The sequence below is a fragment of the Pedobacter jeongneungensis genome, from assembly GCF_000633455.1.
Classification (GTDB): Bacteria; Bacteroidota; Bacteroidia; order Sphingobacteriales; family Sphingobacteriaceae; genus Pedobacter; species Pedobacter jeongneungensis_A.
Window position 1 is genome coordinate 20464 of record NZ_AYMG01000007.1, and the last position, 12926, is coordinate 33389.

Below are 12926 nucleotides of genomic sequence, written 5' to 3' on the forward strand. Positions count from 1 at the left end.
CTACCGCGACTTATTAACCATCACCCATAAACTCGCTTGGTGTTTTACCAAAGTGCTTTTTAAACTCCGAGCTAAAATATTTCCTATCGCTAAAACCTACCGCATAAGCAATTTCGGCAATATTACCCGTTCCCTGTTTAAGCAGTTGTGCAGCCCTTTTTATCCGGAGCGATTTAATGAAATCGTTTACTGAAAGATCAGTTAATGCCCTGATTTTTTTATAAAGCACAGGCTGGCTCATCCCGATCTCTGCCGATAGGGTGGGTACATCAAAATCTGGATCGGCGATACGGTCTTCAATTACCTGTATAATTTTATTCAGGAAGTTTTGCTCGGTGGTATTGATCACCAGGTTTTTAGGTTCTAATGTAATTACCTGCGCAAATTTTTGTTTAATGGTTTCGCGTGCGCTTAACAAGTTCTGGATGTTCAGTTCGAGAATTTTCAGGTTAAAAGGTTTCATGATGTAGGCATCGGCACCATTTTCAAAACCATTAATCTGATGTACATAAGCCGATCGGGCGGTTAACAACACAACCGGAATATGGCTCGTACTTTCATCTGTTTTCAATTTCCGGCATAATTCAAGGCCATCCATTACGGGCATCATTACATCACTGATAATCAGGTCGGGAATGAGTTCCAATGCACTGGCTAAACCGGTAGCGCCGTTTTCACTTTCATAAATACTGTATTGATCATTCAAGGCATTTTTAATAAAAGCCCTTACATCTTCATTATCTTCTACCAATAAAATGCTTTTTTTCTCTTTTTTTGTTGTTAACGGCTGTTCGTATTCTTCAGTTGGGGGGGCGGCAACTGCTGTAGGGCGAATATTATAATTGGCTGCATCGTCGTAATAAACATAATCGGAGATTAAATCTGAGGGATTGAAATGCGCTTTTCCGGTTTTAAGGCTTACCGTAAAGCTGGTTGCGCCAACTGTTCCTTCGTTTTGTGGTATACTGCTGAAAGCGATTTCACCATGGTGCAGTTCGACAATACTTTTCGACAGGGATAATCCTAAACCCGTGCCGATGGTTGAGCCTGCATTGGCCTGGTAAAAATTGGTAAATAGGTTGGCCTGGTTTTCTAAAGGAATCCCTTTTCCATTATCGCTGATCTGGATGTTAATGTTTTGATTTTCTGCGTAGATTTTTAAACTTATTTTTCCATGATTAGGGGTAAACTTGAATGCATTTGATAACAAATTAAACAATACTTTTTCCATCTGTACTTTATCAAAATAAAGTTCGATTTCGGGCTGTACGGTTTCGAAAACATAATTAATGTTTTTGGAGATCGCCATGTTCTGAAAGGCCAGAAATATTTCCCTGCAGAATTTTATAATATCACCCGGACTTACGTGTAAAGTCATTTTGCCACTTTCGGCTTTTCTAAAATCAAGCAGTTCGGTAACGAGATTCATTAACCGATCGGCATTATTTTTAATAGGTTGTAGGTCTCTGTTCAGCGCTGGATCGTCTTTTGCATTTTCGATCAGTTTATCCAAAGGACCAACAATCAGTGTTAAAGGAGTACGGATTTCGTGTGAAATATTAGTGAAAAACTCAAGTTTGTGCTCGTTAACTTCTTTTTCTGTTTTGAGTACAACCCTGATCAATAAATAACGGACAAATACAATGGATATGCCTGCAAAAACACAGAAATAGACGAGGTATGCCCACCAGGTTCTGTAAAATGGCGGTAATACCTTAATCTGTATGGTACTGGCGGTATCTGTCCAAAGCCCATCATTATTGGTGCCTTTAACCATTAAGGTATAATTCCCAGGAGAAAGGTTGGTATAGCTGGCAGAAGGAACATCCACATAGTTCCAGTTTTTTTCGAAGCCATCAAGCTTGTAGGCATAATGATTTTTATCTGCTTTAATGAAGTTTAGTAAGGTAAAATCAATTGAAAATACGTTTTGGTCGGCTGCAAATGTGATCGATTTAAGGGTGCTGATGTTCTGCTTAAGTGGGCTATCTTCATCATTTAAGTTTACAGTTTTATTAAATAGCTTTAACCCGGTAAATATAACGGGAGGGGTGTTTTTATTTTCTTTGATTTCATTTGGGAAAAAGCTCACCATTCCACTTAGTCCGCCAAAGAAAAAAGCTCCCTTACTATCTTTCAGGAACGATTTATAATTAAATTCATTTCCGGGCAGACCATCTTTGGTGTTGTAGGTTTTAAAGGTTTTCTGTTTCGGGTTATACTTGCACAAACCTTTATCGGTTGTAATCCACAGGTTCCTGAAATCGTCTTCCAAAATTCCCATAATGTTGTTGCTGGGTAAGCCATCTGCCGCAGTGGTTCTCATGTAACGATGGTGCGCTGCATCAAATCTAAATAACCCATTGCGCAGGGTACCGATTAATAAATATCCATCTTTATCTTCGGCTAAACAGCTGATCTCGTTATATTTTAAAATTTCAGGCGCTGCGGCCACACGACCAATAAATCTGGACGAATCTTTTTTAAGTTGGTACAGTCCTGAATTGGTGGCCACCCATAGATTTCTTTTTGTGTCTTCGAAAATGTTCAGTACAGCGTCAGTAAGTCCGTTTAAGCGATTGCGGATAAATTTCCCTGTTGATGGATTAAAGCTGTTAAGCCCACCGTTGGTCCCTACCCAAAAACGGCCGTAACTGTCTTCAAAAACAGAGGTAATTTCGTCACTACTTAGTGAGGAGGTGTCGTTTTTACTACTCGTGTACCTTACAAAAGTTTTCGTTTCTGGTTGAAAAAGATTCAGCCCTCCATAATGGGTACCCACCCAAATCCTGTTTTTTTTATCTCTTATTACGGCTTTAACCAGGTTTGCACTTAAGCTTTTCGGGTTGTTAGGGTTATATTTGTAGCGGATGAAGGTATTGTTTTTCCTGTCGTAATAATTCAGCCCCTCGCCTTCAGTACCGATCCACAGATTTTGATCCTGATCTTCCATAATCGAGCTGATTACGTTGCTGCTTAAACCATTTGCTGAAGTAGTGCTCCGGTAAACTTTAAATGGCGTATAATTTGGATAAACCATGTTGATGGCTCCATAATAGGTACCCACCCAGATAATTCCCTGCCGGTCCTGATAGATATCGTAAACAGAGTTCTGGCTTAAACTGGAAGGGATTTCAGGTTCATTTTGTAAGGTGCTGAAGCTTTTGGTAGCGGGATCGTAAATGTTAATGCCATGTAAACTTCCGATCCACAGTTTTCCCTCCCGGTCGAGTATAATTTTCCGGATGTTATTGCTACTGATTCCACTTGGGTTAAGGCTTGAATATTTATAGGTCGTAATGTTTTTGGTACTTAGGTTTAGTTTACTTACACCGGTTTGTTTGGTGGCAATCCAAAGGTTGTTTTCGCGATCTTCTACCATGCTGGTAATGTGGTTATCAATCGCTTTATTAAGTGCCTCACTAAACTGCTTAAAATAAGTTAAGTAGTTTTTTCCAGCTTTAAAAACCATGCGCATTAAGCCGTTAGAGGTGCTTAACCACAATGCCCCGTAATGATCTTCAGTAATCGTATAGATTTTAAGAGGTCGCTTTTTCTGATAGAAAAAACGTTTAAATGTATATTTTTCTTTTTTGGAGAGAAGATTTAGACCATTGTTGGTACCTACCCAAACACGGTTTTGTTTGTCCTGAAAAATGCAGTTTATTACAGAGGCACTAATGCTGTTAGGCGCTTTGTCGTTATGCCTGTAACAGTCAAAATTATCGCCGGCTTCATTGTATTTATTTAGGCCATCCGATGTTCCTATTAGCAAAGTACCATCCTTTAAGGCTAAAATTGTTGAAAGGTATGATGAAAAGCTGATGCTTTTTGGGTTGCCGTTTTGATGGTTATATACCTTAAAAAATTGCGAATCGTATTTGTTTAACCCAAAACGCGTACCAAACCACATAAAGCCTTTACCATCCTGGGCAATTGATAATACCGAACTTTGAGAGAGCCCGTTTTCAACATTAAGATGTTTAAAAGCGTATTTATTCTGGGCATGACATAAAGCGATAAAAAATACTAATGTACATGTGAGCAGGGATTTCATGTTGGTGAAAAATGGGGAATGGTTAGCTTCTACCTATTAAAAGTACAAAATGTTTCCGTTATAAGAACCAGATGCCTTTAATGCTGGCAATTTTAACATTTTATCTTCTTATTTGCCCATTTTAATACTGTTTTATGGCTTTATTTAGAATTTTACCCCTATTTATTTAGGATTTTACCCCCTCTGTTTGCTTCTAATACAACAATTTTGAATAGCCAAATATTAAAGGAAAACCAAACCGTTTAAGCTGATTCCCTTTTTTAGTAGATAGTTTTAAACTATATGCAGCCACGGGTTATGCCAATAATTTTTTGCGATTAAGAAAAACAATGTTAATCAACTAAACAAAAAATGGATAAACTTTACAAACATTTCAAAATTGGAGAAGCAAAACCGAGCCGTTTTTACTGGCCGGTGAAATTATTTTCGCTGCTTGTTTTTTTGAGTTTTATGGCATTTACAGCCTATGCTCAATCCATAAAAATTTCAGGAACGGTAAAAGATAACTTAGGAGGTCCGCTACCAGGAGTAAGTGTTAAATTAAAAGGTGGAACAGCTGCAGTGGTTACTAACGGCGAAGGTAAATTTAACCTTGAAGTACCTTCAGTACAAAGCATACTTGTATTCACTTATATCGGTTACGATGTACGCGAGGTTACCGTTGGCTCATCAACAACATTGAACATTGTTTTACTCGAACAAAACAATAGCCTAAATGATGTAGTGGTGGTTGGTTATGGCGTACAAAAAAAGGTTAATGTTATAGGTTCTGTGTCAACCATTGATGCAAAATCTATCGAAAACAGGCCAGTTACCAACCTGTCTTCTTCATTAGGTGGTTTAAGCTCGGGTGTATTTGTTCGCCAGTCATCAGGCAAACCAGGATCTGATGGGGCTACCATTAGAATCCGTGGTACAGGAACATTAAACAGTAATAACGCTTTAATCATAGTAGATGGCATCATTGGCAGCATGGATGCTGTTAATCCAAATGACGTAGAAAGTGTATCAATCTTAAAAGATGCAGCAGCAGCTTCTATTTATGGATCATTGGCTGCAAACGGAGTTATTTTAATTACCACTAAAAAAGGTAATAAAGGAAAAACAACAGTGAGCTACAGTGGTTTGGCCTCAATTGCCAGACCTGCGAATTTGCCAACTTTTGTTTCTGATTATATAACACATATGCAACTGGTTAATGAAGGTTATCGTAATTTGGGTCAAACACCTATTTATACAGATGCCACAATTGCTCAATGGGCAGCTGCAAATGCCGATCCTGATGGATTAACAGCGCAAGGGGTGCCAAATTACATTGCATATCCCAATACAGATTGGGGTAATGTTATTTTTGAGAATAATGTAGTTCAGCAACATAACCTTTCTCTAAATGGCGGTTCGGAGAATACGCAATACCTATTATCTGCATTGTATCTGAATAATCCGGGTACAATGGCAAACACAGGATCAGATAAATATAGTTTGCGTATAAATTTGCAATCTAAAGTGGCTAAGTTTTTAACTGTAGGCACGCAAACTTTTGCTTCGATGCAAACGTATGGTTTAGCAAATACCGATAATGCATTCAACTTTTTACGTCAAACTACGCCAGGAGTTTACCCGATCTGGGATGGAAAATATGGTTTCCCGGCAGCAGCCGAAGAATCGTCTACCGCTAATAATATTTCTTCTTATCTGTATAGCACAGGTGGTGATGATAAAGAAACCCGGATTAATACTACAGTTTTTGCAAAGGTTGATATTTTAAAGGGTTTGGATTTCGAAACCAGGTTTAACTTTCAATCACGCCAGGAAGAATTTAATAACCATAGCATTACCAACGAACGCTGGAACTTTGCGACTAACACCTTAAAATCTGCAAAAACAACACCAGATCAGTTAAGTACCAACTATGGTTTCAATAAAAACTATGGTTTTACCATAGATAATATTTTAAAATACACCACAACTATTGCTAAAGACCACGACATTAGCGTGCTGGCAGGGTATAACCAATATTATTATAACTATTATAATTTTGGAGCTTCGAAAAAAGGTTTAATTGACGAAACCATTACTACACTGTCATCAGCTACGGCCGTAACTTCGGCAACAGGTGGTGAGTATGATTATGCCATGCGTTCAGTTTTCGGGCGGTTAAATTATGCTTACAAAAGCAGGTATTTATTAGAAGGTGTATTTAGATACGATGGCTCTTCAAAATTTGCTGAAAGCCGTCGCTGGGGCTTTTTCCCTGCCTTCTCTGCCGGATGGCGCATTTCTCAGGAGCCATTTATGAAAGGGCTTGATCAATACATCAGCAACCTGAAACTCCGTGCTTCATGGGGTAAAACTGGTAACAATGTTATGAATACCGATGCTTCATTGGGTAATTACGATTATCAGGCGGTTTACGGATCTACCAATTATTCTTATAACGGCATTCAGTCTAATGGTTTAGTATCTACCAAATTTGCAAATGCAAACCTGGTTTGGGAAAGTACAACCACAACCAATATTGGTTTGGATGGTAACTTGTTTCATGGGGCCATTAATTTTGAAATTGATCTGTATAGAAAATATACAAATGGCATTTTATTTACACCAACCATTCCATTAACCACGGGAACAGCTACAGCTGCTACTCAAAATATAGCAGAAGTATCTAATAAAGGCTTAGAGTTTACCCTGGGATATAATGGTAAAATAGGCGAATTTAAATATGGAGTTTCGGGCAATTTTGCCTACAACTTTAATCGTGTAACAAAGTACAAGGGCACTCTACAGGCGGGTTATACAACTGATGCATTGGGCAACAGGGTGTATAAAACCAATCTGGGCAGTGTTTCAAGCGGAGGTACAAATCGTGTTTTAGAAGGGCACGAAATTAATGAATATTACTTGCAGAAAGTTTATAAAGGCGATGGAAACTATTTTACAGACGGTAAAGTAAACATTAACGGCGGGCCGAAAGATGGTATGATCCGTACTACTGATGATATGGCCTGGTTAAATGCCATGATTGCTGCCGGTTATACTTTCCAACCAACAGGTGGAGTAGGCAAAACCAAAATTTATTATGGCGATTTAATCTATGCGGATAATAATGGCGATGGCCTTTATGGCAATGATGTTGATGCACAGTTCATGAATAAATCTTCAACACCAAGGTATAATTATGGCTTTAGCTTAAACTTATCTTATAAAAATATAGATCTTTCTATGCTTTGGTCTGGAAGTGCAGGGATGTGGTATTATTGGAATGCAACGGGTTACAATAACTCTATTGTATCATTAGGTAACTCGGTGAGTACCTTAATTGCCAATGATCATTACTATTACAATGAGTCAAATCCAAATGATCCGGCCAATAACATCACCGCAAAATATCCGAGGCTTAAAAATACTACCGATGCACAAAATGCGGCGGTAGCCAGCGATTTTTATTTATATAATGCCTCTTACTTAAAATTAAAAAACTTGCAGATTGGTTATACACTGCCTGAAAAAATCTCTAAAAAAGCAGCCATGAGCAGGGCAAGGATTTTCCTTTCAGGAGAAAACCTGCTTACCATTACAAACTATCCTGGCTTAGACCCCGAAATTGGTGCAGGGGTATCTTATCCAACCATGCGTCAGTATTCTTTAGGTTTAAATGTTACTTTTTAACGGAAACACAATGAAAAAATTTTTAACCATAATATTTACAATTGCTGTATTTACAGGCTGTAAAAAAGATTTATTAAATACTACCCCACCTTCGCAAATTGCATCAGAAACGATGTGGACCAGCGATAATTTAACCGATCAGGGGATGACGGGGGTGTATGCCGCTATGAGGTATGGTATGGCCACAGGTGGCGCATCAGGATTGGAACTTTATCAAATGGATTGTTTAGGCTTAACGGGACAGACCTCTGGAGCAGAATCGTTACTTTCAGGAACCATAACTGCCAGCAATGGATACTTCAGCTCGCATTGGCAAAACCTTTATGAAGGCATTCAAAGGGCAAATGATGCGTTAAAGAATATTCCTTTAAAATCACCTTCTTCAGCAGAGAAAAAAGCCAGATACATTGCTGAAAGTAAATTTTTAAGGGCCTATTTTTATCTAAGGCTTAACCAATTGTATAAGGGTGTTCCTATTTACCTTGAGCCTTTTACAGCAGAACAAGCCATTAAACCCCGTTCTACCGAAGCCGAAGTTTGGGCATTGGTGATCAGTGATTTAAGTGCCGCAATTGCAGAACCAAATTTACCTGATCGTTACGCAAGCGGTAATGGCGCTTATGGGCATGTAACTAAAGGTGCTGCTTATGCTTTACGCGGCAAAGCCTATATGTATACGCAAAAATGGGACCTCGCTGCAGCCGACTTTCAAAAAGTTAAAGATGCAGGATATGGCTTGTTTGCCAATTATAGTAACCTGTTTAAAACAGCAAATGAGCAGTCAAATGAAATGATTTTCTCTATTCAGAACATCGGTATTACAGGATTTGGATCTACCACTCAGTTTTATTGTGGTACACGCTCATCTTTTGGTTCCTGCTGGAATACTTATCATGTATCGCCTAACCTGGTTGATCTTTATGAGAATGCAGATGGTTCTAAATTTAACTGGGATGCTGTTCTCCCTGGTTATTCAACACTTAGCGTAGCCGAAAGGGAAGTTTTCTTTCTCCGAAATAATTTAACAGCGGCAGAAATTACAGCCGCAACAAGCAGGGGAGCTAAAATGAGCCTTTATCTTCCTACAGGAAACGAGGCCCGTATTCAACAAGCTTACGCAAACCGCGATCCACGTTTAGCAGCCAATGTGATTACGCCTTACTCAACTTATGTAGGCGTTTTTAACGGTGCAAATGCTATAGTTACCTCAAGATGGCCTTATCGTGCTGAAGGTGCTGTAAATGGCGATTTACGTACTGATACCCAAAGTTTATTTTACTATCTGTATCGTAAATATGTTTATGAAGGTACAACTGAAACACCGGCGAGAGATTACGGGCCAACAGATTTTGTATTAATCAGATATGCAGATGTACTCTTAATGTGGGCCGAGGCGCTAAACGAACAGGGCTTAACATCTGAAGCAATTGCCAAAGTAAACGAAGTAAGAGCGCGAGCTGGTGTAGCTATACTTCAAAATACAAATGGTGCATTACCAACATTTGTATCTGGTCAGACTGATTTAAGAGAACGGATCCGTAACGAAAGAAGGGTAGAATTTCCAAATGAGGGAATTAATTTCTTTGATGAGATGAGGTGGAAAAGCTGGAAAGACAAAGTTTTTTATGCCGGTAACGGGGTGAAACAGGCATGGGGTAAAGTAGTATATGCTTATTCGTTTAAAGGTGATTACTTGTATAATTGGGCAATTCCTGCAGTAGAAATAGAAAGAAATCCAAACCTGACCCAAAATCCTGGCTGGATAAATTAAATAAATAATTGGTTAGTTTTAGGCTGCCATTGCGGTGGCGGCCTGTTTTAATTTAAACAACTTGTAAAATCCCTACTTTTTATTTGTTTTTTTTATCCCACAAAATAAAAAAAAACCATTCCAACCATGAAGATTTCAAGAAACAAAAGTATTTGGCTTCTAACCTCCGTCATTTTACTATCTCTAAATGCTGCTGCTCAAAACACGGTAAAAAGAGATTGGCTAGCTACGGCTTACAATAAGGTTTATCCGGCAGGAAGTGCATTCCCAAACTTACAGCCCTGGCAAAACGATCAACGTGTAAATTCGCTAAAAGCTATACAGGATTTGCCGGATAGCACGAAACAAAAACTTTTAAAACAAGCCGAAAAAGCATTTAATTATAACTGGCCATCCTTACCTGCTTCTTTATATCTTGATTATAGACTAACGGGAACGAGGGTTAATTATGAGAACCTGCAGGGTGAACGCAGAAAAGTGTTAGCACACCTTGTTGCGGGAGAACTTATTGAAAACAAAGGAAAATATATCCCTCAGATTGTAAATGGACTCTGGCTTATTTTAGAAGAAAGTAGCTGGGTAGCACCAGCACATATTGTTGTGCAAAAAGAAGGTGCAGATCTGGCAAATATCGAAAATCCTTATATTGATTTAAATGCATCGAGAACAGGTTTAACTGTTGCAACTATTTATAATATGCTTGCACCAAAACTTGCAGATTATTCGAAAGTAATTAATGGCAGAATCCTTTATGAACTGAACCGTAGAATTTTTGACCCATATTTAAAATTTGATCATTTCTGGTGGATGGGTTTTAAGGGGAATGCTGTTAATAACTGGAATACCTATATAAATGCAAATAGCTTGCAGGCTGCATTATTGGTGCTTGAGCCGGGCAAACAGCTTGATGCTTTAACTGCGAAATTTTTAAAAAGTACAGATAATTTTATTAACCAATATCCAGAGGATGGTGGTTGTGATGAAGGCCCTTCGTATTGGGATATGGCCGGCGGTAGGCTTATCCGTTTAATAACAATACTTAATCAGGCATCTGAAAATAAACTGAATTGGAGCGATAAGGAGCTGCTCCATAAAATTGGCTCTTATACTTACAATATGCAAATAGCCGACAAGTATGTGGTTAATTTTGCAGATGCTTTTTCAAAATACGGGCAAAATCCGGAAAGTGTTTACCAATACGGTGTAATGTTCAAGGATGAAAAACTTAAAAATTACGCTTCTTTCCTTTTTAACTCTGGAAACAGGCAGGTTTCAGCTGATGATGTCAGCGACTTTCTGGCCATTTCAAATGTATATCAGGCATTAAAATTAACGCCGGCCAAAGCTCCTTATCCACTTTATGCCATATTGCCCGATCTGCAGGTTTTTAATGCGAGGCAAAAAGCGGGTAGTACACAGGGGTTATTTTTTGCGGCAAAAGGAGGTACTAATGCAGAAAGCCATAATCATAATGATATAGGGAATTTCATTGTCTATAGTGAAGGTAAGCCGGTGCTTATCGATGTTGGCGTGGGCGTTTACACCAGCAAAACTTTCAGTAGCAAACGTTACGAACTTTGGAATGTGCAATCGCAATGGCATAACTGCCCAAGCATAAATGGTGTTCAACAGCACGATGGCAAACAATATGCGGCAACTGATTTTAAATATAACAATACGAATAATCTGGCCACTGTTTCGATGAATATCGCCAATGCTTATCCTGCGGCTGCGGCAGTTGAAAAGTGGAACCGAACAATCTCGCTTAACAGGGCGAAAAATGAAATAAGCCTTGTTGATCAAGCTGTGCTTAAAGAATATAAGGCGCCAACCGAGCTGAACTTTTTAACGCCCTTAACTGTAGAAATAAAAAAAGGTAAACTTATATTGGAAACAGGTTTAACAATTGCTTTTGATGAAAAAAAGTTTGAAGCGAAAATTGATGAACAGCAAATTGATGACAACAGGTTAGCTGCCGCATGGGGATCTAAAATTTATCGGATCCGTTTAATAACCAGGCTTAAAGAGCAATTATTAGACTCCCGGATACTAATTATACAAGCTAATAACTAAACATAATAAATAATCACTACCTAAGTAAACATTAAACAGATATTACAAATGATTTTAAAAAGAATTAAAATTCTGAGTTTTTTAATTATAGTTAGCAGTTCATACTGTTTAGCACAAACGACCAGAAAACCAATGAACCAGCTGATAACAGATGAATTTAAATTTGCGGCCGATCAATATCAAGTGCTGGCTAAAAATATTCCGGTAGGTAAAACACCACAAAGTTTCGATAAAGGCAAGTCTATAAACTACGATATTAAATGGTGGTGCAGCGGTTTTTATTCGGGAAGTTTATGGTACATCTACGAACAGACCAAAGATGTGGGTATAAAACAGGAAGCCGAAGCGGCCTTAAAAGTAATAGAGCCCAACCAAACTTATACCGGAAACCACGATCTGGGTTTTATGATGTACTGCAGTTTCGGTAACGCTTACCGTTTAACCGGTAAACCAGAATATAAAGCGGTTATCCAGCATTCTGCCGAATCCTTAGCTACCCGATATCGCCCGGCTGTAAAATCAATTCAATCGTGGAACAAGAGTAAATTATGGGAATGCCCTGTAATTATCGATAATATGATGAACCTGGAAATGATGAACTGGGTGAGTGATAACGGAGGGGACAAAAAATATAAAGAAATTTCGGTTACACATGCCAACACCACATTAAAAAACCATTTCCGCCCCGATTTTAGTTCTTACCATGTGGTTGATTATAATCCGGAAACAGGAGAGGTGATTAGAAAAGCCACCTGGCAGGGTGCTGCAAACTGTTCGGCATGGTCGCGTGGACAGGGTTGGGCTTTATATGGCTATACCATGATGTACCGTTTTACCAAAGATGAAACCTATTTAAGACAGGCTAAAGGCATTGCACATTTTATCCTCAACCATCCAAACCTTCCCGCTGATAAAATACCTTTCTGGGATTTTGATGCACAGGGTATTCCTTTTGCCAAACGCGACGCCTCTGCGGGTGCACTGATGGCTTCGGCATTGTTAGAGCTTGGTCAATATACTTCAGGCATTGAAAAAACCGAATTCAAATCCGCAGCTGAAACCATGATTTATTCGCTTTCGAGCAGTGCTTACCATGCAAAATTAGGTGAAAATGGCGGCTTTTTATTGATGCACAGTACAGGTGCCTACCCATTGAACAGTGAAATAGACGTACCGCTTATTTATGCCGATTACTATTATTTAGAGGCTTTGGCCAGGTATAAAAAATGGTATTTGTAGAATTGATAAACGATAGGTGTAAATAAAAAGATTCGTCATTGCGAGGAGGAACGACGAAGCAATCTTTCATGCTAGTGGTTCTTGCTATAAAGATTGCTTCGTCGGCTGAAAAAGCCT

Annotated in this window: 5 protein-coding genes; 4 read left to right on the forward strand and 1 reads right to left on the reverse strand. The window is 38.7% G+C overall.

Translation table 11 applies throughout. The features are described from left to right. Positions 1-13: 13 nt before the first annotated feature. Positions 14-4057: a hybrid sensor histidine kinase/response regulator transcription factor gene (locus U859_RS0105885; protein ID WP_025142497.1), complete on the reverse strand. Its 4044-nt coding sequence runs from the start codon at positions 4055-4057 to the stop codon at positions 14-16. Positions 4058-4408: 351 nt separating this feature from the next. Here U859_RS0105885 and U859_RS0105890 point away from each other — a divergent pair, with 351 nt between their 5' ends. The 4 genes from U859_RS0105890 (at position 4409) to U859_RS0105905 (ending at position 12809) form a co-directional block, all read left to right on the forward strand. Continuing rightward, positions 4409-7726: a SusC/RagA family TonB-linked outer membrane protein gene (locus U859_RS0105890; RefSeq protein WP_025142498.1), complete on the forward strand. Its 3318-nt coding sequence runs from the start codon at positions 4409-4411 to the stop codon at positions 7724-7726. Between the two features lie 10 nt (positions 7727-7736). Next, positions 7737-9497: a RagB/SusD family nutrient uptake outer membrane protein gene (locus U859_RS0105895; RefSeq protein WP_025142499.1), complete on the forward strand. Its 1761-nt coding sequence runs from the start codon at positions 7737-7739 to the stop codon at positions 9495-9497. 126 nt (positions 9498-9623) lie between these two features. Further along, positions 9624-11570, forward strand: coding sequence for a heparinase II/III family protein (locus U859_RS0105900; protein WP_025142500.1), 1947 nt, complete (start codon positions 9624-9626; stop codon positions 11568-11570). A gap of 132 nt (positions 11571-11702) precedes the next feature. After that, a complete protein-coding gene (locus tag U859_RS0105905) occupies positions 11703-12809 on the forward strand; it encodes a glycoside hydrolase family 88 protein (RefSeq protein WP_240183018.1) in 1107 nt (368 codons plus the stop codon). The last annotated feature ends 117 nt before the right edge of the window (positions 12810-12926 follow it).

What these genes read in the sequence shown, in the direction of transcription:
- U859_RS0105890 (WP_025142498.1), top strand. Translation starts at nt 4,409, where the DNA reads ATGGATAAACTTTACAAACATTTCAAAATTGGAGAAGCAAAACCGAGC.
- U859_RS0105885 (WP_025142497.1), bottom strand. Translation starts at nt 4,057, where the DNA reads ATGAAATCCCTGCTCACATGTACATTAGTATTTTTTATCGCTTTATGT.
- U859_RS0105895 (WP_025142499.1), top strand. Translation starts at nt 7,737, where the DNA reads ATGAAAAAATTTTTAACCATAATATTTACAATTGCTGTATTTACAGGC.
- U859_RS0105905 (WP_240183018.1), top strand. Translation starts at nt 11,703, where the DNA reads ATGAACCAGCTGATAACAGATGAATTTAAATTTGCGGCCGATCAATAT.
- U859_RS0105900 (WP_025142500.1), top strand. Translation starts at nt 9,624, where the DNA reads ATGAAGATTTCAAGAAACAAAAGTATTTGGCTTCTAACCTCCGTCATT.